This window comes from Streptomyces anthophorae (genome assembly GCF_049310305.1).
Taxonomy (GTDB): Bacteria; Actinomycetota; Actinomycetes; order Streptomycetales; family Streptomycetaceae; genus Streptomyces.
The window spans coordinates 56,351-79,619 of sequence record NZ_JBLWQQ010000002.1; the positions used below are offsets into that span (position 1 = coordinate 56,351).

The 23,269-nt window shown below is 70.9% G+C and carries 32 protein-coding genes; 8 read left to right on the forward strand and 24 right to left on the reverse strand.

Features of this window, described 5'->3' with window-relative positions; genetic code table 11:
• The first annotated feature begins 31 nt into the window (after positions 1–31).
• From ACNYS0_RS43160 to ACNYS0_RS43180, 5 genes are read left to right on the forward strand one after another with little or no spacing between them, the layout of a single operon-like run.
• A complete protein-coding gene (locus ACNYS0_RS43160; protein ID WP_422404896.1) occupies positions 32–229 on the forward strand; it encodes a hypothetical protein in 198 nt (65 codons plus the stop codon).
• Positions 230–231: 2 nt separating this feature from the next.
• Positions 232–645, forward strand: coding sequence for a TadE family protein (locus ACNYS0_RS43165; RefSeq protein ID WP_422404897.1), 414 nt, complete (start codon positions 232–234; stop codon positions 643–645).
• Positions 646–662: 17 nt separating this feature from the next.
• Complete coding sequence (locus ACNYS0_RS43170) at positions 663–1,175, forward strand: TadE/TadG family type IV pilus assembly protein (RefSeq protein WP_422404898.1); 513 nt, start codon at positions 663–665, stop codon at positions 1,173–1,175.
• On the forward strand, positions 1,172–1,624 hold the full coding sequence (locus ACNYS0_RS43175; protein ID WP_422404899.1) for a TadE/TadG family type IV pilus assembly protein: 453 nt from the start codon (positions 1,172–1,174) through the stop codon (positions 1,622–1,624). Before ACNYS0_RS43170 ends, ACNYS0_RS43175 begins: the two co-directional genes overlap by 4 nt.
• 14 nt (positions 1,625–1,638) lie before the next feature.
• Entirely contained in the window at positions 1,639–5,163 is a 3,525-nt protein-coding gene (locus ACNYS0_RS43180) for a LysM peptidoglycan-binding domain-containing protein (RefSeq protein ID WP_422434665.1), read from the forward strand.
• 52 nt (positions 5,164–5,215) lie between these two features.
• Here ACNYS0_RS43180 and ACNYS0_RS43185 read toward each other — a convergent pair whose 3' ends face one another.
• Both ACNYS0_RS43185 and ACNYS0_RS43190 read right to left on the reverse strand, forming a co-directional pair.
• A complete protein-coding gene (locus ACNYS0_RS43185) occupies positions 5,216–5,758 on the reverse strand; it encodes a prepilin peptidase (protein WP_422404901.1) in 543 nt (180 codons plus the stop codon).
• Positions 5,759–6,678: 920 nt separating this feature from the next.
• Positions 6,679–8,010, reverse strand: a complete 1,332-nt coding sequence (locus ACNYS0_RS43190; RefSeq protein ID WP_422404902.1) for a DUF2637 domain-containing protein — start codon at positions 8,008–8,010, stop codon at positions 6,679–6,681.
• 215 nt (positions 8,011–8,225) lie between these two features.
• Between ACNYS0_RS43190 and ACNYS0_RS43195 the strand changes: the two genes are divergently transcribed.
• The gene (locus ACNYS0_RS43195; protein WP_422404903.1) at positions 8,226–9,509 is read left to right on the forward strand and encodes a ParA family protein; all 1,284 of its coding nucleotides are present in this window, start codon (positions 8,226–8,228) and stop codon (positions 9,507–9,509) included.
• The gene (locus ACNYS0_RS43200) at positions 9,506–10,675 is read left to right on the forward strand and encodes a ParB/RepB/Spo0J family partition protein (RefSeq protein ID WP_422404904.1); all 1,170 of its coding nucleotides are present in this window, start codon (positions 9,506–9,508) and stop codon (positions 10,673–10,675) included. Before ACNYS0_RS43195 ends, ACNYS0_RS43200 begins: the two co-directional genes overlap by 4 nt.
• Positions 10,676–10,767: 92 nt before the next feature.
• On the opposite strand, the gene ACNYS0_RS43205 is transcribed toward ACNYS0_RS43200, so the two are convergent.
• The 21 genes from ACNYS0_RS43205 to ACNYS0_RS43305 form a co-directional block, all read right to left on the reverse strand.
• Positions 10,768–11,469 (reverse strand): hypothetical protein, encoded by a 702-nt coding sequence (locus tag ACNYS0_RS43205; RefSeq protein ID WP_422404905.1) that lies wholly within the window; start codon positions 11,467–11,469, stop codon positions 10,768–10,770.
• Positions 11,466–12,446, reverse strand: coding sequence for a ParA family protein (locus tag ACNYS0_RS43210; protein ID WP_422404906.1), 981 nt, complete (start codon positions 12,444–12,446; stop codon positions 11,466–11,468). The genes ACNYS0_RS43205 and ACNYS0_RS43210 overlap by 4 nt, the downstream gene beginning before the upstream one ends.
• Before the next feature lie 438 nt (positions 12,447–12,884).
• Positions 12,885–13,415 carry a hypothetical protein gene (locus ACNYS0_RS43215; RefSeq protein ID WP_422404907.1) on the reverse strand — a complete coding sequence of 177 codons (531 nt, stop codon included), beginning with the start codon at positions 13,413–13,415 and terminating at the stop codon, positions 12,885–12,887.
• A complete protein-coding gene (locus ACNYS0_RS43220; protein WP_422404908.1) occupies positions 13,412–14,101 on the reverse strand; it encodes a hypothetical protein in 690 nt (229 codons plus the stop codon). Before ACNYS0_RS43220 ends, ACNYS0_RS43215 begins: the two co-directional genes overlap by 4 nt.
• A complete protein-coding gene (locus tag ACNYS0_RS43225) occupies positions 14,098–14,880 on the reverse strand; it encodes an HIT family protein (protein ID WP_422404909.1) in 783 nt (260 codons plus the stop codon). The genes ACNYS0_RS43220 and ACNYS0_RS43225 overlap by 4 nt, the downstream gene beginning before the upstream one ends.
• A 68-nt stretch (positions 14,881–14,948) precedes the next feature.
• Entirely contained in the window at positions 14,949–15,188 is a 240-nt protein-coding gene (locus ACNYS0_RS43230; RefSeq protein WP_422404910.1) for a hypothetical protein, read from the reverse strand.
• Between the two features lie 80 nt (positions 15,189–15,268).
• Positions 15,269–15,442 carry a hypothetical protein gene (locus ACNYS0_RS43235; protein WP_422404911.1) on the reverse strand — a complete coding sequence of 58 codons (174 nt, stop codon included), beginning with the start codon at positions 15,440–15,442 and terminating at the stop codon, positions 15,269–15,271.
• A complete protein-coding gene (locus ACNYS0_RS43240) occupies positions 15,442–15,903 on the reverse strand; it encodes a hypothetical protein (RefSeq protein WP_422404912.1) in 462 nt (153 codons plus the stop codon). The genes ACNYS0_RS43235 and ACNYS0_RS43240 overlap by 1 nt, the downstream gene beginning before the upstream one ends.
• Before the next feature lie 10 nt (positions 15,904–15,913).
• Positions 15,914–16,384, reverse strand: a complete 471-nt coding sequence (locus ACNYS0_RS43245) for a hypothetical protein (RefSeq protein ID WP_422404913.1) — start codon at positions 16,382–16,384, stop codon at positions 15,914–15,916.
• On the reverse strand, positions 16,384–17,184 hold the full coding sequence (locus ACNYS0_RS43250; RefSeq protein WP_422404914.1) for an Lsr2 family DNA-binding protein: 801 nt from the start codon (positions 17,182–17,184) through the stop codon (positions 16,384–16,386). Before ACNYS0_RS43250 ends, ACNYS0_RS43245 begins: the two co-directional genes overlap by 1 nt.
• 2 nt (positions 17,185–17,186) lie before the next feature.
• A complete protein-coding gene (locus tag ACNYS0_RS43255; protein ID WP_422404915.1) occupies positions 17,187–17,738 on the reverse strand; it encodes a WhiB family transcriptional regulator in 552 nt (183 codons plus the stop codon).
• Complete coding sequence (locus ACNYS0_RS43260; protein WP_422404916.1) at positions 17,735–18,190, reverse strand: ASCH domain-containing protein; 456 nt, start codon at positions 18,188–18,190, stop codon at positions 17,735–17,737. Before ACNYS0_RS43260 ends, ACNYS0_RS43255 begins: the two co-directional genes overlap by 4 nt.
• A complete protein-coding gene (locus tag ACNYS0_RS43265; RefSeq protein WP_422404917.1) occupies positions 18,187–18,861 on the reverse strand; it encodes a GGDEF domain-containing protein in 675 nt (224 codons plus the stop codon). The genes ACNYS0_RS43260 and ACNYS0_RS43265 overlap by 4 nt, the downstream gene beginning before the upstream one ends.
• 91 nt (positions 18,862–18,952) lie before the next feature.
• Positions 18,953–19,261 carry a hypothetical protein gene (locus tag ACNYS0_RS43270; protein ID WP_422404918.1) on the reverse strand — a complete coding sequence of 103 codons (309 nt, stop codon included), beginning with the start codon at positions 19,259–19,261 and terminating at the stop codon, positions 18,953–18,955.
• A 96-nt stretch (positions 19,262–19,357) separates the two neighbouring features.
• Positions 19,358–19,729 (reverse strand): hypothetical protein, encoded by a 372-nt coding sequence (locus ACNYS0_RS43275; RefSeq protein WP_422404919.1) that lies wholly within the window; start codon positions 19,727–19,729, stop codon positions 19,358–19,360.
• A complete protein-coding gene (locus ACNYS0_RS43280; protein ID WP_422404920.1) occupies positions 19,726–19,962 on the reverse strand; it encodes a hypothetical protein in 237 nt (78 codons plus the stop codon). Before ACNYS0_RS43280 ends, ACNYS0_RS43275 begins: the two co-directional genes overlap by 4 nt.
• A gap of 71 nt (positions 19,963–20,033) precedes the next feature.
• Positions 20,034–20,552 carry a hypothetical protein gene (locus ACNYS0_RS43285; RefSeq protein ID WP_422404921.1) on the reverse strand — a complete coding sequence of 173 codons (519 nt, stop codon included), beginning with the start codon at positions 20,550–20,552 and terminating at the stop codon, positions 20,034–20,036.
• A gap of 103 nt (positions 20,553–20,655) precedes the next feature.
• Positions 20,656–20,946 (reverse strand): hypothetical protein, encoded by a 291-nt coding sequence (locus ACNYS0_RS43290; RefSeq protein WP_422404922.1) that lies wholly within the window; start codon positions 20,944–20,946, stop codon positions 20,656–20,658.
• A gap of 132 nt (positions 20,947–21,078) precedes the next feature.
• On the reverse strand, positions 21,079–21,672 hold the full coding sequence (locus ACNYS0_RS43295) for a DUF4097 family beta strand repeat-containing protein (protein WP_422404923.1): 594 nt from the start codon (positions 21,670–21,672) through the stop codon (positions 21,079–21,081).
• Positions 21,673–21,674: 2 nt separating this feature from the next.
• On the reverse strand, positions 21,675–22,001 hold the full coding sequence (locus ACNYS0_RS43300) for a hypothetical protein (protein ID WP_422404924.1): 327 nt from the start codon (positions 21,999–22,001) through the stop codon (positions 21,675–21,677).
• Positions 22,002–22,044: 43 nt separating this feature from the next.
• On the reverse strand, positions 22,045–22,530 hold the full coding sequence (locus ACNYS0_RS43305; protein ID WP_422404925.1) for an RRQRL motif-containing zinc-binding protein: 486 nt from the start codon (positions 22,528–22,530) through the stop codon (positions 22,045–22,047).
• 135 nt (positions 22,531–22,665) lie between these two features.
• Here ACNYS0_RS43305 and ACNYS0_RS43310 point away from each other — a divergent pair, with 135 nt between their 5' ends.
• The gene (locus ACNYS0_RS43310; RefSeq protein ID WP_422404926.1) at positions 22,666–22,893 is read left to right on the forward strand and encodes a helix-turn-helix transcriptional regulator; all 228 of its coding nucleotides are present in this window, start codon (positions 22,666–22,668) and stop codon (positions 22,891–22,893) included.
• 88 nt (positions 22,894–22,981) lie between these two features.
• Here ACNYS0_RS43310 and ACNYS0_RS43315 read toward each other — a convergent pair whose 3' ends face one another.
• Complete coding sequence (locus ACNYS0_RS43315; RefSeq protein WP_422404927.1) at positions 22,982–23,218, reverse strand: hypothetical protein; 237 nt, start codon at positions 23,216–23,218, stop codon at positions 22,982–22,984.
• Positions 23,219–23,269: the final 51 nt, after the last annotated feature.

The window sequence follows — 23,269 nt, forward strand, 5'->3', positions numbered from 1 at the left end:
CCAACCCGCCTGTCCTTCCTGGAGGTATCCCATGCAATCCCTGCAGACCCGGCTGTCCCGTGCCGCTGACGCGCTGCGCTGGCGTATCCGCCTCATCCGCTCCGACGACACCGGCGGCGCCCTGGAGTGGGCGCTGGTCCTCGTCGGCGGCGCCACCCTGGTCGGCCTGGTGTATGCGGCCGCCAACACGAAGATCACGGAGAAGACCGCAGAGATCCTCGGCTTCTGACGATGGCTCACCGTCCCCGCCCCCGCAGGCTCTCCCGGCTCGCCGCCCTGTTGCGCAGCGATCGCGGGGCGCTGTCGCTGGAACTTTCGATGATCATGCCGTTGGCGTTCTTGATGCTGTTCGGGCTCATCCAGGGCGGCATCTGGTTCCACGGCCGCTCCGTGGCCCACCATGCCGCGCAGCAGGCCCTGGACGCGCAGCGCCTGTACAACGCGCCGGCCGGTGCGGGCGTGGCCGCGGGCCGGGAGTTCCTGGCGGGCATGGGCGGGTCGCTGACCAACGGCCAGATCCATGTGAACGCGGGAACGGACACGGTGAGCGTCCGGGCGGAAGGGGACGTAATCATGCTGGTGCCGGGGTGGCGGGTACACGTCGCCCAGTCCGTGCAGGCCCCCGTCGAGAAGTTCCGGCCGTGAGGCGCGCAGGGCGCTGCGTGCTCAGCGCGGTGTGCAGGCGCGCCTCGTCGGCGGGCGATGGCGGCGGCGCGGCGCTGACCACGGTCATCATCGTGCCGGTGATCTTGATGCTGTTCGGGCTGATGATCGGGGTCGGGCGCGTGGCGCTCGCGGAGGGCGCTGCGAACGACGCGGCGCGTGCGGCGGCCCGCGAGGCGTCCCTGGCCACGGATCCCGGCAGTGGGCAGGCCCAGGCTCAGCAGGCCGCGCAGACGAGTCTGTCGAACTCGGGGATCAGCTGCTCGCGGATCAGTGTGAGCGTGGACGCCAGTGCGCTGGGGGCCGAGGTCGGTCAGTACGGGCAGGTGTCCGCGACCGTGTCATGCACGGCACCGCTGAGTGGTCTTGCGCTTCCCGGGATCGGTGGGTCCAAGACGCTGACCAGTACGCAGTCCGCACCGGTGGACACGTGGTCCGTACACGGCCAGGCCCGGCCCGCCGGGCGCGTTGCCAGCCTGGCCGCCGCGCAGCGTGGAGGTGAAGTTTCGTGAGGGCGTCCGCTGTCCGGTGGTGGAAGAGGCGCCGCACGGCGCTGCGCAGCGACCAGGGCGGCCTGGAGCTGTTCTACGCCGGCGTCATCCTGATCGGGTTCCTCATCATCGGCATGGTCATCGACCTCGGGCTGGCGCTCAACTCCCGCTCGGACGCGTTCTACATCGCACAGTCGGCGGCCCGCACGGGCGCCCAGCGCGTCGATCCCGGCGAGGCGATCACCGGCGAGGCGATTGTCATCGATCCGGACGCGGCGACCGCGGCCGCCGAGGACTACCTCTCCGCCGAGGGCGCCCAGGGCGCGGTGACGACGTCCGGGGACGGGCAGAACCTCAACGTCACCGCCGAGACGACCTTCCACCCCTATGTTCTGTCCTTGTTCGGCGTGAGTTCGTGGTCGTTCACCGGTCACGGCAGCGCCACGTTGCTGCACGCTCCTGGAGGCTGACCACGATGGCCCGCATGAACCGCCGCGCGACATCGTGGCCCGCGGCCCTGGCCCGCGGCCTGTTCGCGCTCGTCGTCCTCGCCCTGCTCGTCGCGGGGGTCCCCGCGCTGCTGCTGAACATCGGCACGCTGCCCCACACGATGCCGGACATCGGGTCGTGGCAGGACGTGCTGTCCTTCCACGATGACGACGGCACCGTCCTCATGACGGTCATGACGGTCATCGCCTGGGTGCTGTGGCTGTGGCTGACCGTGCCCGTGGTCATCGAGACGTTCGCGGTCCTCGCCCGCCGCACCACCCCGCGTCTGCCGGGCATGGCCACCGGGCAGAAACTCGCGGGTTTCCTCCTCGGCAGCATCATCCTGGCCTCCCCCGCCGCCGCGGCCGCCGCCCCGGCCACCGCCGCGACTGCGGTCACCGCCCAGGCGCTGCCCACGCAGGCGACCGGACAGCCGGTCGCGCACGGCACCGGCGCCGAAGGGGCGACCGCCGCGCAGGACCAGCGGACCGGGCAGGTCACGCTCGACCAGGACGCCACCTGGTGGGAGCTGTCTGAGCAACTGCTCGGCGACGGCGCACACTTCCAGCAGTTGAAGCAGCTCAACCCGAACCTCGAGCCCGCCGACGGCGTCTTGTCCACGGGCACGACGCTGAACGTTCCGGCCCACACCACGCCCGGGGCCACCACAGCCAGCGCGCAGACGGCGACGAACGCTCCCCAGACGCAGACGACGTCTGCCCCCGAGCAGGACGGCGGCAGCGACTCGGGGAGCTACCGGGTCCGGGCCGGAGACAACCTGTGGAACATCGCACAGAAGAAGCTCGGCGATCCCACGCTCTATCCGGAGATCGTCGAGGCGAACCCGGATGTGATCGAGGACCCGGACCTGATCCATCCCGACGACGAGCTGACGCTGCCCAGCCAGGCTGCCGGAACGCCGACACCGCGCGAACACAAGCCCGCTGAGCAAGAGAAGGACGCCTCGAGCGGCAAGGACGGGGCAACGGCCTCCGAATCGCCGCGAGCCAGTGACGGCGAGGCCGGTACTCCGCAACAGGAAACCAGCCCCAGCCCTTCCACCAGCGCGAGCAGCTCCACAGAAGATGAGGCTCCCACTCCGGAACAGACCAGCCCGGGCGAGGAAGCTGGCGTCGCCGTGCCCTCCCACCGTGCACCAGCCCAGGATCCCGCCCCCTCCGGCGACCCAGCCAAGAGTTCCGCGCCGTCTACCACCGAGCATCGCAGCAGTTCTTCGACGGCCGTCGGCCAGGAGGACGATGCGGCTCCGGCCGTTACCGCGATCGCGCTGACCACCGGTGGATTCGTGGCCGCCGGCGTGCTGTTGATGCTGCGGCGCAAGCGGAGGCTGCAGCAGCGCCGCCGGCGCCCGGGACGGCGGATCCCGATGCCTGAGGGAGCCGCGGCCGCCACCGAGTACAGCCTGCGGTGCGTGGACGCCATCGAAGAGATCAGCTTCCTCGACGCGGCGCTGCGCACGCTCGCCCACCACTGCGCCGAAGCGGAGCGGCCGCTGCCCGCCGTGGCAGCAGTCCAGCTCGGTACCGAGGGAGTCCTGCTGCACCTTCTCGCCGACGAGGAGGAGGAACTGCCCACGCCGGTGCCGCCGTTCACGGCCACCTCTGACAGTCCGCAGGTGTGGTGGTGCCCCGCCGACACCAGCGACCTCGCCGACTCCGAGGTGCGCGGGCAGATGGATGCCCCCTACCCGGCGCTGGTCGCACTCGGCGACGACACTCGCGAGGCGCTGCTCCTGGTCGACCTGGAGCGCTACGGCGCGGTCCATCTGACCGGCGCGGAGCGCCTCCCGGTCCTGCGCGCCCTGGGCACGTCGCTGGCAGTGTCCCCGCTCAGCGCAGACCTGGAAATCGCCGTAGCCGGCGAGGAAAGCGCCCCCGGCCTGGCCCTCGTCGACCAACGCGTCACCCCCTACCCCACACTCTCCGACGCGGCCGACGTCGTACGGACACACCACGGTCGCCAGCACACGGCGTTGAGCGGAAGCGAGAGCGACGACCTGTCCCAGGCGCGGGCCGCGGACACGGTGGACGAGCTGTGGCCCATGGTCGTACTCGCCGACCTCGACAGCTGCCCCGACCCGGACTCCGCCCAACAGCTCGCCGAGGTCCTGCAGCAGGAGCCGCGCACCGCCACCGCCATCATCACCAGCGGGCACACCCCCGACCGGGACGCGGGGACGGTGTGGGTCCTGGACACCGACGCCGACGTCCAGGAGGTCCCCGGCACCAACCTCGTGTGCCGTCTCGTCGCCTTCTCCGACGAGGAGTACGCCGACGTCATCGAGACGGCCCTGACGTCCAACTCGGAGACGGACGTGGCCCGCGAGCCGTCCTCGGCGCCCGTCACGCTGACGAAGGATGCGCCTGCGGCCACCGCGCCCGGAGAGCCCGCGGCCGACGCGCCGACAGCTGCCTCAGAGCAGTCGGGGAGTCTGCTGGCTCGCCTCGCCGATCTCGACGAGGACTCCCCCACGTCCGGTCCTCCCGGAGAAGGCGCCGACCACGACGCACCCGCCCAGGAGGAGGCTCCGCCCCCGGCCCCCGCGCCCACGGTGCGAGCGGATGCCACCTCGCCCAGCCGGACCACGCTGCCCGCAACAACGCCCATCACCACAGTCAGCGCCCGCCTGCCCACCCCCACTACTCCGCTGGCGGCCCAGCCGACAGAGTCAGGGCCACAGGCGAAGTCGGTACCCGAGCCGGCCGCCGCCGATGCCGTACCCCCCACTCCCCCGGCGGCCCTGAAGCCGGCCGAAACCCCCATGGTCCGTGTCCTTGGCCCCGTCGACGTCACCGGCGCCCGCGGGCACATCGAGTCGAACCGGCGGACCGTCGCCACTGAGTTGGTCACCTGCCTCGCCCTGCGCCCCGACGGAGCTACGCGCCACGAACTCGACGAGGTCATCGCCCCCGGCGGCGGGCGCGTGGAGAACAACACCCGTAACGGGCGTATCCGCGAGGTGAGGCGCTGGCTCGGCGAGGACGAGTCCGGCACCCCGTACTACCCGAAGCTCAACACCCAGACCGACCGCAAGCACCGCCTGGTCGGCGTCGGCTGCGACTGGTGGCAGTTCCAGGACCTGACGGCCCAGGCCGCTGGCCAGGACGGGGCCGAGGCGCGCACGCTGCTGCGCCGTGCGCTGGAGCTCGTGCGGGGGCGGCCCTTCACCGGGATCCCGCCCCGCCGCTACGCCTGGGCCCAGACCGTGACCGAGGACATGATCTCGGCGGTCGCCGACGCGGCCGACGACCTCGCCGCCCGTTGCCTCGCCGCCGGTGACGCTGAAGGCGCGCTGTGGGCCGCGGGGCGCGGCCTGGACGCCGGCCGGGAGCGCGAGGTCCTGTGGCGTCATCGCTTCGAGGCCCTGGCCGCCCTCGGTGCGCATGACGAACTGGAGGCTGCGATCCAGCAGCTGAGCCAGTACCTCCTCGAGGCCGACCTGAGTATGGAGGCGGCGACGGAGGACGTCATCCGGCGCCTGGACGCGGTCCGCCGCTGACCCCGAGCGCCTTCAGGCCCGGTCACCCGGCTCCGGGTGACCGGGCCTTTTGCTATCCGGCGGCCAGCAGCCCGGCCAGCGCCCCGGCGAGAAGGAACGGGCCGAGCGGGATCAGCGGGCTGGCCTCAGGCGCCCGGCGGGTCAGTCGGCGAAGTACGCCGAACAGTGCGGCCAGCACGAACGCGAGGAAGGCGCCGCCGAAGAGCACGGGCCAGCCGAACCAGCCCAGGACTGCGCCCGCTGTCAGCGCGAGCAGCACGTCGCCGAACCCCATCGCGGCCGGGCTGATGAGGAACATGACGAACAGCATGCCGCTCAGGGCCAGGCTTCCCCCGATGGCGTGCGGCCACGATCCCGCGTGGCCGGGCAGCAGCGCGGCCACGCCGAGCAGGCCCCAACTCGCTCCCGCCGCGGGCAGCGTCAGAACGTGCGGCAGCCGGTGTACGGCGAGGTCCACACGTGCCAGGACAATGCCTGTCGGGATGAGGAGCAGCCACACGAGGAGCTCGGGGCGCCAGCCGGTGAGTGCCGCTACCCCGGCGCACAGCACCGTCACCAACGCCGCGGTCGTGGGCAGTGACGGGCCGAACGCCATGGCATCGCGCGGGCACCGGGGCAGCCCGAACCAGCCTCCACGGTCGGCGTCAGTCCGCCCCAGAGGGTGCCCCTGAGGGCACTTGGTGCGCCAGGTTTGCCCCGCCGGGACGGACAGCCGGAAGGCGACGCGGGGCACCAGCAGGCCAGCGGCCGCGCCCCACAATGCCGCCCCAGCCGTTGCCGCCATCGCCAGTTCCACGGTCCTCCCCCGCTCCTGTTCCCTCTGGATCTCCGGCTCCTCAGCCAGTCTCGGTTTTACACGATCACCTCGCCCGGGCACCCGGCGCCAGGGCACTGCGGCCTGCTCGGCCTCCGCTGGGCAGCGGGCTCAGAGGCGTTTCGCGGGTGGCCACGAGCAGCAGATGCTTCCTCCGCTCCGTCACCCAGAGCGATCAGGGGTCCTTCCGATTCCACCTGCGCACGGGCCCGTCCCACAGTGTCCGGGCTGTGCCCCGCGGTGATTCCTTCACGGGCCGGCGCCCGTTCCACCCGCGGTCCCGGACTGCTGGCGCCGCCACCGATTCCACCCCGCCGTCCCTGCCGACAGACGATGCTGCGGTCGCTTCTCACCCGGCTGTCGGCAGGTGGAACGCCAGAGCCCCGTGAGCCACGGCAGCTCGCCGTCCCTCGCACGATCCCCCTTGGAGAGCAGGGCTGCTGGTGAGTGCGGGGTATACCCCAAACAGTGACCCGTGCTGGAAAGTTGCAGGTCACAGCGTTCCACCCCATGGCAGTGCCCTCGGCTGCCACTGCGCACACGCGCGCCCGTCAGTCGCCGGGGTGGTGCCGACCGGTCCGCAACGAGCAAATGATCACCAGGCAGAAAAAGAACTGGGGTGGGGGTGGAATCCTTGGATTCCACCCCCACCCCTGCGCAGCGTTCCGGGTAGGTCCTTTCCGTTCCACCGCGGTGGAACGTCAGGCGTTCGCCTGCTTCTTGATCGCTCCGAGATACTTGCGGACCGTTCCCTCGGCGTAGCCACAGCGCTCGGCAAGGAGCGGAGCGAGAGCCTTGGCCGACATCTCCTGCTCCTCCTGCGGCAACTTTCTGTAGTGGAATTCCACCCGCGCCGGGCCGGTCAGGTGAGAGCCGTCCTCCTGCTCGGTCGGCCACTCCTCTGTCTCCTCACGGTCCTCCACGGTCGGCTCCGGGCCGTCATGGTCCTCCGCCTCACGGGCTTCGGGGACTCGCAGCTGGACGATGCTGCGGCCACCGCTCTCTGCCTCGGACGCATGCGTGAGGCGCCGCTCGCTCTCCCGCATGTCGCCCAGCCACTCGCCCAGTTCGTCTGCCGTCAACGTCTCTTCTGCCAGGCTCACGGGCTCCCGCTCGGGGAGCGGCTGCACCTGCTCCTCGGGCGCGCTCGGCTGCTCCTGCTCGAACCCGTGCGGCTCGTACGTCGGGTCGTAGTCCCCGAAGTACTCCTTGCGCGGCTGCCCGTTGAACGCCGGGGGGACGTAGCCGGCGCCCTGCTTCACCTCCGGGGAGGCCGCAGGGATCAGTTGCGATGTCTCTTGCCGGACCGGGGCGGCCGGCAGCAACGGCTTCTCGATACCTGCCGCCGCGAGTCCCTCCGGCGCGGTCTGCGCCAGGGGTACCCCATACCGGGCCAGGCGCAGCGGTGTCAGCGACTCCACCGGAGCCTTGCGCCGCCACTGTCGGCCGAACCGCGACCGCAGCCGCGCCTGATAGACCAGCCGCTCCTGCTCCAGCTTGATGACCTCGTCGTAGCTGCGCAGCTCCCACAACTTCATCCGCCGCCACAGCAGGAACGTGGGCAGCGGGGACAGCAGCCAGCGCGTGATCCGCACACCCTCCATGTGCTTGTCCGCCGTGATGTCCGCGATCCGCCCGACCGCGTGCCGGGCTGCCTCCACGGCTACCACGAACAGCACCGGGATCACGGCGTGCATGCCGACCCCCAGCGGGTCCGGCCAGGCCGCCGCGCCGTTGAAGGCGATCGTGGCGGCGGTCAGCAGCCACGCTGTCTGGCGAAGCAGCGGGAACGGGATCCGGATCCACGTCAGCAGCAGATCCAGCGCGAGGAGCACACAGATACCGGCGTCGATGCCGATCGGGAAGACGTACGAGAAGTCGCCGAAGCCTTTTTGCAGTGCCAGTTGACGCACGGCGGCGTAGGAGCCTGCGAAGCCGATGGCGGCGATCACCACCGCCCCGGCGACGACCACCCCCACGAGAATCCGGTGCGTACGGGACAGTTCGAGCGTCTCGCCGCTCCGGTTGGCCACGACGGCTTCAACTCCTTCTCGCTGGTGTGGTCGCACTTCACCCTGTCATGCGCTGCCGTGCCAGGTGTCAGTTCCCGGCATAGCCCGGCGGGTGTGCGCGTTGTGTGGTCTCTGTGGCGCGGGCTCGACGGGCGTGACCACCCTGCGGGGTGAAAGTACGTCAGGTGGGGCGAACCGGCTGTCACTGGAGACACAGTAGTCAGTATGGTGACGCCATGTCTTCTCCATACCCCCAGGGAGACCGGGAAAAGGTGGCGTCCAAGCTGCCCTCGGCGCTCCAGCAAGAACTCAAAATCCGCTGTGCCGAGCTCGGGTTGGACATTCAGGACGCCGTCACAGCCGGAATCGAGAGCTGGCGAGCAGGCACGAACGCGCGTGTCGACATCGACACTTCGGGCGCGAGGTCCTTCAGCACCTGGCTCCCGACCGGCATGTACGAGCGCTTCAAGGAGTCCTGCAACGACCGCAGCGTCTCCTACACCCAAGGGCTGGCGCAGAGCGTGCGCCTCTGGCTGGACGACAACCCCTCCCCCCGGCAGGGGAGTCAGAGCGCCGATGTCCGTCGTCTCGTCCTGGTGAACCAGAAGGGCGGCGTGGGCAAGACTGCCGTCTCTCTGGGCGTGGCCGAGGCCTACGCCGAAGACGAGGAGATCGGCACTGCGGCCCTGCGCCGCTACGTCGAGTCGCTGAGCTACAACGAATGCAAGCGGCTCGGGCGGACCAAGGCGGACCTGCTCGGCAAGATCGGCACATGGACGCTCGGCGGCAAGCGGGTGCTCCTCGTTGACTACGACCCGCAGGGACACCTGAGTGATCAGCTCGGCATCGCTCAGCTCCCGCCGAAGCACGACAGTCTCATCACGCACATGGTGGGCGAGGGCACCGAGGAGCTGCGCCGTCAGGTCGTCCCGGTCGAGGACCCGCACTTCCACGGCCGCCTGGATGTTCTCCCGGCTGCCTTCGACGGCTTCCTTCTGGATTCCCGGATCGCGCTGGCGGCGGCCAACTCCCGTGGTTTCCAGAAGGAAGCCGCTCTCGAACGTGCCCTGTATCCGCTCGAGGAGTACTACGACATCATCGTGATCGACTGCCCGCCCAGCCTCGGCCTCGCTACCGACGCCGCGCTCTACTACGGGCGTCGCCGCCGCAACGAGCGGCAGGGCAGGTCCGGAGTGGTCATTCCGGTTCTGGCTGAAGACTCGTCCGCCACCGCGTACATGATGCTCGCCCAGCAGATCGAGGACCTCTGCAAGGACCTCAGCCTGGAGATCGACTACCTGGGCTTGGTCATCAACATGTACGACTCGCGCCGTGGCTTCGTGGCCACCTCGTCCCTGGACAGCTGGCACAGCTTGGCCGACCAGCAAGTGCTCTCCGTCATCGATGACCTGAAGGAACAGCGCGAAGCGGTCCGCTTGAAGCAGGCGCTGTTGTCGTACGCACCGGACAGCAAGCAGGCGAATTCGATGCGCCTGGTCGCTCTGGGGGTCGCCGGATGAGTAAGGCACAACAGCTCGGCTCGGGCCCGGCCTTCGGCGCTGCTGCCACAGCACGCAGCTCTCGTCGCGATGCGATCGACAGCACCCTTGGGGCGCAGGCAGCAGCAACGGCTGCGATCACTGACCTGCCGGTCCCCGTCATCAGCGACAACCCCGACAACCCCCGCAACCATCTGCGGAACCTGGATGAGACCGTCCAGACGGTCCGGGAAGTCGGCGTCCTCATCCCCATCGTGGTCTCGACGGTGGACGCCTACCTGAGCGCGCGACCCGACCGTGCAGACGACCTTGACGAAGGCTCCCAGTACCTCGTCGTGGACGGCCACCGCCGGCTGGAGGCCGCACGGCGCGCCGGACTGGCCACGATCCCTGTCCGGGTCGACAACGCGCGCGTCGCCACCGACGAGTCGCTCCTCGAAGCCGCTTTCATCGCGAACTACGACCGCGATGACATGACAGACCTCGAGGAGGCGCATGCGCTCCAGTCCTTGGTCGACTACTACGGCAGCCAGACCAAGGCGTCCAAGCGGCTCGGAATCCCCCAGAACACGATCTCCAGCAAGCTCTCCCTGCTGAAGCTGTCGCCGGAACTCCAGAAGGACCTGGTATCCGGTGAGAGGAAGGTTGAGCACGTCAGGAACCTGGGGAAGCTGCCGCACGACGAGCAGAAGAAGAAGGCGGACGAACGCAGGTCGGCGGTTCGGCAGAAGCCCACGCAGTCGGCGAATGTGCCTGCTCAAGGAACTGGGGGCACGCCGTCCCGCGCCCAGCCTGAGGCGTCGGAGCAAGTATCACGGCGTGATAATCCCGGGCCCGACTCCCTGGAGCAAGGGGCGACCGACGTCGATGCGTCCGAGGCACCCGCAGAAGTATCACGCCGTGATAATCCCGGGTCCGTGCCGACGCAGGAGGCGAGCGGCTCCAGTGCGGCAGGCACGCCTGAAGAGGTATCACGCCGTGATACTTCGGAGTCCGAGGCGTCGGCTGACGCAGCTCCACTCGCTGAACTCGCTCGGCATGTAGCCGCGGTGAAGGAGTTCGCTCTGTCCATCCCGGGCATGGCAGAGGCCTACCGGCTGGCGGCGGAGGCCGATCAGGAGCGTGCCGACGTCCTCGCGGCTGAACTCCGCGAGCACATGGCACGTGCGGTGCAGCATCTTCCCTAGCCTCGAGCTACTCAGAGCCTCAGCACGATGGGCTCCAGATTCAGCTCCCTTACGGGTGGCGGCCTACTCGGTCGCCACCCGTTTCTTTATATCTAGAGGGACTTGCGGCGTGCTGGTAGCGCAGGCAGGAACGCGTCGAGGGCGGCGTTGAGGAAGTCGCTGCGGTTCGCGAACTCGTGGGCGTCGGCGAACGCGTCGTACACCGCGAGCTCCTGGCGGGAGGGTCGGAAGGACTGCTGGGTGGTGTGGCGGGCGCTGACGCCGCGTTCGGGGCGGCGCTCGGGGACGTCGCAGAACAGGTTGTCGAGGTCTATGTCGAGGTCCTCGTCGCTGATCGGCGCTTGCAGGGTGCGGACGTACTGATGCAGTTGGGTCCACAGGTCCTGGCGTTGTGCGTGAACGAAGGCGCGGCGTACGACGAGAGCGTTGGACGGTTCGACACCGGTCTGCGCCTTCTTCTGGTTTTGGTAGTGGACGACGCGTTGGCGTACCTGGCGCTCGACCACGATGGAGCACTGGACGATGTCGCTGCCCGTCTCCCCCAGCTGGGGCACGCTGACGGTCCCGGCGGCCGGCGTGCTGTGCGCAGCGGCGGGACCCGGTGCGGCCGGAACGCGCTCGGGCTGAGACGTCGGCTTCGAGGGCTCGGTCTGCGGCGGTTCGGGGGTGGGGTCGGTGCGGCGCGCCCTGGGTGTGAAGGCGGCGGCGACCGCGCTGCTGTCGAGTCCGAAGGCGTCGAGCGCGCTGTCGTCGCCGAGGGGGTCCGTGGTGGTCTTCTTGGTCGTCTTGCTCATGCTGTCGCCTTCTGTGCGGTCTTTGCGTCGAGTTCGGCCTTGGCCTGGAGGACCTCCATGGCGAGCGACTTGTAGTCCCCGGCCAGAGCCTGCATGGAGCGCCGAACGGCGGGGGTGAGCTCGCGAGAGGTGGCAAGTTCCTGGGGGACCTTGCCTCGGGCCCGGCATTCGACGGCAGCGGATTCCACGGCGCGGATCGTCTGGTCGAAAACGGGGGCCGCGCCCTTCAGGTCCTTCGTCAACTGGTCCTTGATGTTGGCCTGCACCTTGGTGGCGGTGGGGTTGGAGGCGAAGACGACGACGCCGAGGAGCTCCAGGAGCGAGTTGAGGGCGCGTGCCCGCGGAAAGAGGCGGGCCACCTGGCGCAGTCCCTTGCGGGAGGACAGGTCGGAGCGGGAGGGGACGAGAACCATGTCGCCGGCGACCAGGGCCTGCAGCTGCAGCGGTTCGGAGCCGGGGGCGACGTCCAGGATGATGACGTCGTGCTCAGCGCGCAGCGGCTCGATGGCCGCGGCGTACATGCCCATCCACGCGGTCTGGTCTTCCGGAGTCTGGGCGTAGGAGGCCAGACGCCGCTGGACGTACAGCTCCTCGAGGACGTCTTCGAGTCCCACTCCCCCGGGCACGACGTGCAGGTTGGGGCGGGCGGCGCCGGTGGGCACGAGTGGCTTGCCGTCCAGGATCGCGGCGGCCTGGGCGAGGCCGTCGTCTGCGAGGGCGCTGTTGAGGTAGCCGAGGTCCTCCGCATTGTTGCCCTGCGCGTCCATCTCGCACAGCACGGTGGAGAGCCCCATCTTGGCCAGGGCAACGGCGATCGCGGAGGCCAGGGAGGACTTCCCCACGCCGCCCTTGCCATTGATGACGACGATCACCTGCGTGGAGCGAATGCCATCCTCGGCCGCGGCGCGCATGCGCCTGAGGGTCGCGAGGGCGACGTCGAGGTCTGCAGCGTCGATGGTCGCTTGATGGATCGCCATGCACATCACGTCCAGTCCGATAACACGATCAACGTGGGGCCTGACGTTATGCAGGGCAGCTCGCGTGGCGATCGCGACACGCACCGACATGACGAGCCGATCGTTGAGAACCACCCCGACGGGCGAGAGCTGCCGTGTGCCCGGGCACTCGAGCTGGCGCCCAGTGCTGCACCCGAGGCCTCGCTCCGCGCCTAGGACGACGTCGCGCACGCCGCCTAGCACGCCATATAGCGCGCCCGTGTCCTGCTGACCTGCTGAAGGGCACCGCGGTCGCACGTCCTCGACCGTCGATACGTCGGGACTGGGGTCGACTCTCCAATTGGAGAGTCAGGAGGAGTGGGCGCCCACTCCTCCTGACTCTCCGCTGAAATACAAAAAGGCCCCGTGCCCCTGGTGTTCTCCAGGGGCACGGGGCCTTGTGGTGTGACCCGTCCCGGGTCAGCTGGCCCAGGTCGCGGGTGCGCCTTCATCAGGGGTGGGGACGTCGATTGCGGTTACAGCAGCGGCGGGGTGCCGCATGGCGGTGACCGCCACGGCGCCGGGTTCCGTGCTGGGGGCCCAGACCATGCGCCAGTCGCCGTCCCGTTCGCAGCCGCAGGGGTGCTCCGGGTGCGGATGCCGCAGGAACACGCCGTGGGTGTGGACGGCGCGCGGGATCCGGGGGATGCGGACCGTGGGGTCGTCGCCGGGGTACAGGTGCAGGTTCCGCCAGCCATGGCTGCGGTCCATGTACGCGGTGGCGGCCTCGATGATGGCTGTCCATCGCTGGTGGCCGAGCATGAGGAAGCCGGCCGGGTAGAGGTGATCGTCGGTGGGGTGGTCGATGCCGATGACGTGGAGGCCGCCGTGGGCGGTGAAGCCGCTGCCGACCGCATTGTCTGCGCTCGGGGTCCAGAGCTGTTCGACGGGGTGCAGGGTGCCGTCGTCGCCCTCGCTGGTCTCGATCTCATACAGGGCCGAGGTGGTCACGCGCGCACCTCCTTGATTGCGGCGTCCAGGAGCTCGACGGCATCGTTCTGGTTCGGGTCGGCGAACAGCTGGTGGTCGCTGACGTCGAACGGTGCGTAGCGCACGGAGACCCGGTGCCCGGGGATGAGGGTGGTCTCCCGCCCGTGCAGCGCGGCATCGATTCGGTCGTGGTCCTGCTGGGCGTGGCGGGTCTGGGTGTACGGGCCGAGGCGCAGCAGGGTGTAGCCGTCGAGGTGGTCGTCGCGGTTGCGGGCCTCGATGTAGAGGGCGTAGTGCGCGAGTTCCATGCCGACGTCGTCGGGCAGGGGCAGGCTGGCGGCGGCGTGGGTGAGCATCGTGTAGCTGGGCTGCCAGAAGCCGAGAATCGCGCTCGTCTCGCAGCGCAGCCAGCCGCGTTCGGTGTAGCCGAGCTGGCGGCCATGAGGGGAGGCACTGGCGTGCGGGGTGTCAGGGTGGACCAGGGCGACGGCGATCAGGTCGGTGCCGTGGTCATCGCCGGGCCGGGTGTACGCGCGTTCCACGAAGGGGCCGACGCGCACGGCGATGTCCCGGGCGCTGCCGGGCGCCCACGGCTCGGGGTTACGCAGGGCGGTGAGCAGTGCACGGAACTGGTCGACGACGGCCTGGTCCTCGGGGCTGATGGCGCCGGGTGCGTGGCTGCAGCGGCGGAAGAAGCGGCGGGTCATCGGGTGGGCTCCTGCTCGCGGGCGGGTCGGGTCCAGGGGAGGGCGAGTCCGTCGCCGTCGGTACGGGGGACGAGGTGGCCGTGTAAGTGGAAGACGGTCTGGGTGGCGGCGGGGCCGCAGCTGGTGAGGTAGTTCCACTGGCCGCCGATCTGCGCGGCGAGCTCAGCGGCGCGGAGCTGCACGGTCGCGGAGACGACGGGGTCGGTGGTGAAGTCGGCGACGTGGCCGCGGGGGAGGACCAGGAGGTGGCCGTCGGTGCAGCCTCCGCCGCGGGGCTCGATCGCGAGGGCGTCGTCCCATGCGTGGACGATCGTGGCGGGTGCGCCGCCGTGGATGATGCGGCAGAACGGGCAGTCGGGGCGCGGGTGTTTGCGGGGGACCGGGGGCCGGTTGAGGTGGTGGTGGGTGACGGCGACCTTAGCGCCGGTGTGCTGCAGCCGGCGGCCGATCGCGTCGGCGATGGCGGGGGCGCGGTGGCGGCCGTACCAGCAGTTGACCAGGAGCTGGATGGGGTGCCAGGTGTCGGTGGCGGCGCGCAGCGCGGTGAGTTCGTGGACGGCGTCGTCGATGATGCGCTTCGCGCCGGGGGTGTTGAGGACGTAGTCGCGTACGTCGGTGTCCTGGCCAGTCTGGTGGGCGATGACGTCGGTGAGGTTCGGGTCGTCGGGCGGGTTCAGGAGCGTGTTGGTGAGGTTGATGGAGAGGACGGCGGCGCGGTAGCGCGGGGGCGGCGGGTCCTGCCAGCGGGCGCCGAAGCTGTCGATGAACACGTCGTACACGGGAGACCTCCAGTCACGGGGATGTGAGGTGGGGTGCGGCGGCCGGGCCGGCCGCCGCGGGGTGTTGGTCAGCGGGCGGCGAGGGCGGCGCGGTGCTCCTGGCGGTGCGCGGTGGCCGCGGTCTCGGCGTTCTGCTTGATGTGGCGGGGCCGGTCGACGTCGCCGTGTACGGAGCAGACGACGGCGTACTGCGTGCGGCCGGTGCAGCCGGAGGCGGGATCGCGGGGCTTCCCGGACGGCTTGACCGCGTGCTCGCAGGGGCTGTTGTCGGTGTGCCGGGGTTCGATGTGGACGGTGATGCGGGCCATGGGCTGGGTGGGCTCCTTGTCGCTGAGCCGGAGCGCGCTGCCCGCTGTGGAGCGGGCGCGGCGCTCCGGGGAAGGGGGCGCTAGATGTGGGTGATGACGAGGAACTGGTCGCTGGGCAGGTCCATCACGACCTGCGCGTCGACGCCGCGGGCACGCTGGGCGGCGGCGTGTTCTTCGGCCGGCCAGGAGCCTCGGGGGCCTCCGGCGGGGTAGCGCTGCAGCACGGTGCGCGTGCGTTCGGGTTTGTCGGCCATCACGGGGTCTCCGGTTCGGCTGGGAAGGCGAGTTGTGTTGCAGTCGGTGCCCGCCGGGGGAGTGGCGGGCTGAGGGGAGGCGGCTCGGTCCGGGTGAGGTCGGCCTCGGGAAGGAGCCCGAGCTGCCCGGCGGCCGCGGTACGGGCGGCGAGGGTGATCGAGCGGGTCACCCGGTGGTGCCCGTGGTCGATGCGGAGGTGGCAGCGCTGGCACGCCGCGAGGAGGTTCTGCTCGCGCACGTCCTCGGGGGTGTGGTTGAGGTGGGCCGTGGTGAGCTGTACCTCGGAGCCGGTGTCCGGGTGTGGTTGTCCGTGGAGGGCGGGGCAGCGCCCGCCGGGGTGCTCCAGGCCGCACTGCCCGGAGCACTCACAGCGGCCGCCCGCCCGCACGCCGCGGATCCTGGCGCTGATCTCGGGCCAGTTGGCCGGGTAGCGCCCGAGGTTTTCGGGTCGGATCGGCACGGCGTCTCCGTCAGGTGCCGCCGGCCGAAGAGCGGCGTTCGAAGGCCTCGATCAGCTCGCCGATGGCGTCAGGGTTTGGGGCCTCGCCCACCCACTGCCCGAGAGCGGTGAAGACGGGCACGCTGTCGACGCCGGCGTCGAACACCGCGACGTAGTCGCCGTACCTGTCCAGCACCATCTCCTGCAGCGCCCTCGCGGGCGCGGGCGCCAGGACGTCCAGATCGTCGACCGTGAGCTGCGGCTCCGTCATCGAGTCGCCGGGGGTGAGGGTCCCCGTCACGTGCAGCAGGTCACCGGGCTGTATCTCGGTGAGGAGCTGGTTCGTGAGGCGGGCCTGCCGGGTGGTGCAGGAGAACACCGTGTCGTCCTCCGCGTCGTCGGTGAGTGAGGAGACCAGCTCGAAGTGGGCGGTGCCCGGGCCCGCGCCGGGGGTGGGGACCGCGCAGAGGTAGCCGTCGAGGGTGAGGGGTGCGGTGTCCATCAGCTCGCCTCCGCCCGCGCGTTGGTGCTCTGCTGGGCGGCCTCGAACGCGTCGACGACCGCCTGCTTGATGACGCCGCCCTGACCGACCTCGTATCCGTTGGCCCTGCCCCACGCCCGGATGCGGGCGTTCTCCTCCTTGCTGCGCGTGGCCCGGATCGGGGTGGCCGCAGCGGCCGTCGTCTTCGAGCCGTGGCCGCTGGTCTTGAGGACCTTCAACTGCGCCTTGGCCTTGTCGAGTTCGGCGGCGAGGCGGGCGACCTCGGTCTCTGCCTGGCCGACTGCCGCCTCGCTGGAGCGCCGTGCCGTCAGCTCGGACAGGTCGCTGCGGATGCGGGCGGCCTTGTTGCGGATCGCCGCGGCGTCGTGCTCCGTCGCCCAGGCCAGCAGCGCCTCGATCCCGTCGTCGATCGGTTCGTCGGCAGCGGGGGCGGCGGGCCGCGAGGCTTCCGAGGCTGCCTCGACGGCGGCGGCGAGGTCGTGCTCCGACAGGCCGAGGGTGTCGCGGACGTGGTCGGGGCTGTCGCCGTTGTTGAGCATGGACGCGGCGGTGGCGGTGTACGCGTTGACGGGCATCGGGTCTCCAAGTTCCGGGCGGGTGGGAGAGGGGAGGAGGGGAAGCAGGGTGGTGAGAGTGTTGTCATCGCCGGGCAGCCCGACCGCGTCCAGGAGGAGGACCAGGTCCTCCTTGCTGGCGGCGTGACGGGCCACGGTGCGGGCTGCGGCGGCCTGCTGTTCCACGGGGTTGGGGTTCAGGGGCAGGCCCTCGGCTTCGAGGGCCTGCTGCCAGTCGTTGAACATCGCTATGCCGCCTTGGCCGACAGGGCGGCCTCGAGGGCCGCTCGGTTCTGCGCCTGCCGGGCCGGGGTCATCGGCTCCTTCCACGGCTCGTACGGGGCAGGCCGGGTCGGGAGGAGCTCCAGCTCCAGCTCCAGGTGGGCCATTACCGATTCGCGGACGGTCGGCGGGGCGAGGCGGGCCGCGCGCCGCTCCTCACGGCGGCGGCGGTCCTTCTCGGCGACGACGCCGACCCAGTCGTCACCGAGGCGCCGCACCAGGTCGTTGCGGAGCGCTTTGCGTTCCCGGGCGGTGGTCGCCGCCCACACGCCGGTCGCGGTGAGCTGCGGGTTGGCCAGGGCCCACTTGAGGCAGCCCCGGACAATGGGGCATCCGGAGCAGATCGCCTTGGCCTTGGCGGTCGTCTTCTTCCGCGCGCTGTAGTCGGTGACGTCCTCGATGGCGAACCGCTCCCAGTCGGCCTGGCATCGGGGCGGGGTATCGGTGGCAGGGAAGGGGATGCGGCTGTCGGCGACCACGGTCTTCATGGTCGGAGAGCCGGTGCGCGGGCCGCTCATGACGGGACCTCCGTGATCTGCGGGGCGAGGTCGGGAAGTTGGAGGAGGACCTGGTCGAACACGGCGAGGGGGACGCGCCACGGGCCGAGCTGTCCGTCGCACGGGACGGGCAGGGACAGCGGGTGAACGTCGTCCAGGTCGACGTGGACGCACTCGGTCTGCGCCCAGGGGCTGCACGGCTCGCCGGGGTCGGTGTGGGAGCCGGTGATGCGGACGAGGCCGAGGACGGCGCGGGTGGGCAGTTCCAGGCCGCGGATCGTGCGGGCCACGAGCGGGTTGCGCAGGGCGGCCCGGTCCGTTGCGGCGCCGGCGTGCAACAGGCGCCAGCCCGGCGTCCAGGCGCGGGTCCGGTTCTCCACGCGCTTGTCGCCGTGCAGGATGCAGGCCGCCCAGGGCTGCTTGATGGTGATGCCGCGGATGTGGTCCGGGGCGTACAGGGTCGGAGACTTCACGCGGCGACTCCGAGGGCACTGGTGCCGGGGCGGCCGGCGCGGCGCCCGTTGACGGACGGCACGTGCGTGTGGCGTGGTTCGGCGAGGCAAGCCTGGCCGGTGTGCTTGCCGTCGTACAGCGCGCTGTCGGCGGCGCGCTGCAGCTGCGCGAGTTCGCGGGTGTTGAGGATGTCCGGGCTCGCCGCGCCCACCGACGCGGCCACCGGCACGTCCTGGCCGCCGACGACGACCGGCGCATGCAGCATCTGCATCAGAGTTGCCAGGCGGGCCTCGCGGCGCGGGCCGGGCAGCCGGAGGAGGATCGTGAACTCGTCGCCTCCGAGGCGGCCGACGGCCGCGCGGGGTCCCGCCCAGGCGGTCAGCCGGGCCGCGGTCGCGGCGAGGACGCTATCGCCGACGGCATGCCCGAGGGTGTCGTTGATCTGCTTGAAACGGTCGAGGTCGACCATGACCACGCACGTGTCGTTGCCGTGGCGGGCCAGGATGCGGCGGGCGCGGACGGTGTAGACGTCGCGGCGCAGCAGCCCGGTCAGCGGGTCCTTGCCCGCGTCGTCCAGGCGCCGGTGCAGCGCGCGGGCGTGCACGGCCCAGCCGGTCAAGGGGAGGGCGGCGGTGGTCAGTAAGAGGGTGCGCTGCCCGAATCGGGCCTGCACACGCAGGACGGAGTCCATACTGGGGATCTCCCTCTCGTCTCGTACGGGTTGGGTGGGCCCGGGGCGGCCGACTGGTTTTCCGGCCTTTGGCGGCCGTCCCGGGGCAGAGCTACAGCGCGAAGTCACCGCGAGCGGCACTCCAGCTGACGGGGTTGGTCCAGCGGACGGCCTTCGCGGCGGGCCACTCCATCTGCCAGCCGGGCCTCAGCCCGCTAGCTCCCCAGTTGTCCGGCTGCTTGCCGGGGATCTCGAGTCCGGCCGTGTGCGCGGCGAGCGCAGCGTCGTACACCTCGTGCGCGCGGCGCAGGGCCGCAGCGGGGGAGTCGGCGACGCCGGTGAAGACGTGCACACCGCGCCGGTCCGGGTCCGTGGCGTCGTATATGGGGACGTCGACCTCGTAGTACGGGGGCTGGGTCATGACGTCCATCTCCTCTCGTGAGCTTGGTGGTTGAGGGACCACCGCGACCGCCCCTGCTGCGGCGTGAGCCAGGGCCGGGGCAGCACGGAGCGTCCGTCAGCCGGAGATCGCTTCGAAGGCCTGCGCTTCGAGTTGCGGGTGAAGGGCGCGGGCAGCCCAGATGAGGCGCTGTCCGGCGTTGTCGGTGAGCAGGGCGGCGGCTTCATGCAGCGGGCAGGATGCGTCCCCGTCGCGGTCAGGCTCGATCTGCTCGGCGCGGCGCGCGGCAGCGGTGAGCAGCTGCGCGAGGGCCGGGATGAAGCCGTCGGGCGGGTCGGTGTCCTCGATGAGCTCGCGCAGGATCGCGGCGAGCTCCTCCTGGTCGACGTCGTCCGCGCTGAGGTCGTCCTCGATCTGCTGGAGGGCGAGCTGGGCGATGCCGGCCGAGGCACGGACGCGGTCCAGGCGCGTGCGGGGGCGGGCGCTCACTGGGCGGCCGTGCGAGCGGGCGGGAGGGTCAGGGGGTGGCCGACGACGGTCAGCAGCAGCTGCAGGGCGGCGCCGGGCCGCGAATAGTCACAGGTGGCGGGCAGGCCGCAGGACCAGCAGTCGCGTTCCGCGCCGCTCCAGGTGACGTGGCAGCGGCCGCACAGGTGATCGTGGCCCTTGTGACGGGCGATCCCGCGCATGGCCGCGGCCGCAGTTCTGGGGGAGTGGGTCATGAGGGTCCTCGCTTCGTTCGGGAAGTGGCGGCCAGCCCGCGCCAGTGCGGGTGGGCTGGCCGAGGCGGGGTCTACCAGGACGGTTCGCCGGACGCGCGGTGCGGCGTCATGCCGGGCCACGGGGTGATGCGGCCCTGGGGGCCGCAGTCGGGCCGGGTGTCGTGGTGCGGGAAGCGGCCGCCGGTGCCATGCAGTTCCTTGAGGAGCTGCAGCAGGTCCTCCTCGCCGTCCAGGGCGGTGTCGACGTACCCACGGCCGCAGGTGCACGGTGCGATGAGAGTGAGGACGGGGCCCGTGTCGCCATCGGTGCAGTGATGCAGCCACAGGCCGCCGTCGAGGTGAGCGACCGCGCTCGGACGCAGCCCGGCCCCGAGCACGGCGGGCTTGCCGGCCCAGTCGTCCTCGTCCAGGACCTGGCCGAGGGTGTCGGGGTAGGTGTTCCAGGCGTGGTCCAGGGCGGCGGTCTTGGCGTCCTCGCGCTGGTCGTCCGCGTCCTGCGAGTCCGTCTCGAAGGCAATGGTGAACAGGCGGGCGAGCGGCGAGTTGTCGTCGGCCGTCGTGGTGGCGGGCGGGGTGAGGGTCTCGGTCATGTGCAGCTCCGCGAGTGTGGTGCGGGCCGGGCTGTCCGGTCCTCCGCGCCGTCCCGGCCGCGGTGTTCGCGATCGGGGCGGCACGGAGAGCCGTCAGAGGTGCTCAGAACGACGGCTCGTTCCAGGCCGGGACGGGCAGGAGCCGGATGCGCAGCTCGCGCCGGTCGGACCAGCAGCCACACGCCTCCATCTCGGGGAGGGAGCCGCCGACCCACCAGCCGCCCCTGCCGTGGCAGCGCGGGCAGCCCGGCCGGGGCTGGGCGGTGATCTCGATGCGGTGCCGGTCGGCGTGGAGCTTGAGGTGACTGGCCCTGAGCGCGGCGGCGGCCGTCGCCGCGGCGAGCGAGACGGCGGCGGCCAGCAGCAGGGCGCCACGCAGGTGACGGTCGCTCAACGGAAATCTCCCGAGGAGAGGGTGGAGGCCCGGTCCGGGCGGCTCAGAGGCATCACGCCCGGACCGGGCTGCTGGCCGGTCGGCCACCGCCGGCCCCGAGCGGTGAGCTCGGAGCCGACAGAAGCCAGTCGGTCAGCCGCGGCGGCGGCGCGGGCCGCCGGTTGTGTTGCGGCGGCGCGGGAGGCTGATGTCGCCGGTCATGGTGTGCGGCCGGATGTCGAGGGCACCGTCCAGAGCGGTCTGGGTGGCCGTGACCTCGATGTCGCCGGACATGGTGCTGGCGTCGATGTCGCCGCCTGCGGTGGCGTGGACCTCGATGTCGCCGGACATGGTCTTGAGGTGGGCCGTGCCGCCGAAGTCCTTGATCGTGATGTCGCCGGACTGGGTGTGGGCCTCGACGACGTCGGTACGGCCCAGTCGCACGTCACCGGACTGGGTCCTCACCGAGATGCTGGGAGAGTCGTCGACGGTGACGTCACCGGACTGCGTGGCGGCCGTGACCTGCCGGTTGGTGCCGTGGATACGGATGTCGCCGGACTGGGTGTTGCCCGCGACGGCGGAGAAGGTGCCGTCGGCGGTCACGTCCGCGCTGTCCGTGCGGCCGATGACAGAACTCCCCTCGGGGACGATGGCGTCGATCTCCACCGTCGATCCGCCGATGACCACCGTGCTGCCGGAGCCGCCGACGACCTGGCCGTTGACGACGCTGATGTTGCCGCCCGACATGATCACGGTGCTGTTGGAGTTGCCGCTGATGACCTGGGTGACCCGGCGGCCACGACCACCGCCGGTGATGACGGTCTGTGAGAAGCCGCCCCCGCCACCGCCCTTGCCGCGAACCTTGACGACGAGCGCACCGCGCGCGTCCCACTACAGCTCGGGTCGCGTACGGCGTCGGCCGAGTCGCCGGAGTCGTCGGCGGTGCAGATGGTGACCTCGGCGTACTTGAGCGTGCGTTCGGTGCGGACCCTCACGATGCCGCCGAGCCCGAGCAGTTCGGCGTCGAGGGTGACGGGGCCGGCCTGCGGGGCGGTGAGTGTACGGGTGGTGGCCATGGAAGGCCCTCCTTCATGGATGTGGTGACCGGGGTTGTGCGGGTCAGGCGGCCTTCGCGACCGCGGGCGTGATGTAGGTGCGGGGGTCGGCGGGGGTGCCGTCGTGGCACTCCAGGCAGCTGCCGAGGCGCTTGAGCGGGAGGCAGTGGAAGTAGCGGCGGCCGCAGGCGGGGCAGGTCTGGCGGGCAGCCATCGCGCGGTCCAGTGCTCGCTCCTGCGCGAGCGTCGGGGTCCGCTTCGGGAGGGCCAGCTCGATGCGGTAGAGCCAGGCCGTGCGGCGGCCCCCGCGCCACGTCAGCGGGGCGGGGATGGGCTCTTGGCCGCCGGGGCGCAGTCCGAGCGCGCGCAGTTGGCGGCGGGTCGCGAGCCCGGTCGCGGGGATCGGACCGGTGCCGCGGACTGCGGCGAGGACGGCGGCCGCGTTGGGGGTCTGGTGCCAGCCGTAGGTGAAGGGCGTCCCGTCGTCGTACAGGTCGACGTCGACCAGGTCGTTGCTGGTGGTGGGCTGGTCGATGCCGTTGGCGCGCAAGGGTCGTCCCCCTCCAAGTGAGTTGGTGGTCTCGCTCGGTGCACAACCACCATGCTGTAAACAGGTTTACTGTGTCAACACGTTTACAGAAGAAAGACGTTGACAGGCGGGGGAGGAGGCTTGATCCTCAGGGGCATGACGAACACGACCCCCGCTGCTCACGTCGGCGTCACGGAGATCGGCGAGATGCTGAACGTCAGCCGTCAGCGGGCGAACAAGCTGGTGGCCCGGCCGGACTTCCCGGAACCTGTCGCGCAGACGAAGGCCGGCCGGGTGTGGGAGCGGGCGGCTGTCGAGGCGTGGGAGAAGACGTGGGATCGCACCAACGTCGGTGGCCGCCCTCCGAGGAACCCGCCCGCATAGGCACGGCCCGCGGGCTGCCGAGATCTGACGCCAGGTGGGGCGCCGCACGGGAATCCCGTGCGGCGCCCCACCTGCGTGTGATGTGTGGTCAGGCGGCGAGGCCGACGTGCGTGTGCGTGCTGCGCGGTCCGGGGGAGGTGGGCGCCGTGTGTCCTGGTCGCGGTGCGTCCGGCTGTTGGGCCGGAGCGCCGTGCAGGTGCGTTCCGGCCAGATAGCCGATCAGTAGGCCGATGGCTCCGAGGACTTTGTGGCGGTTGGCCTTCCACCAGGTCGGTGGGGCGGGCTCGGTGAGCACGCCTATGACCTTCGGTGGCTTCTGCGCCAAGGCGGGACTCCTTTGCTCGGGGACAAGAGGGGTGGTGCGTGAGGCCGGTCG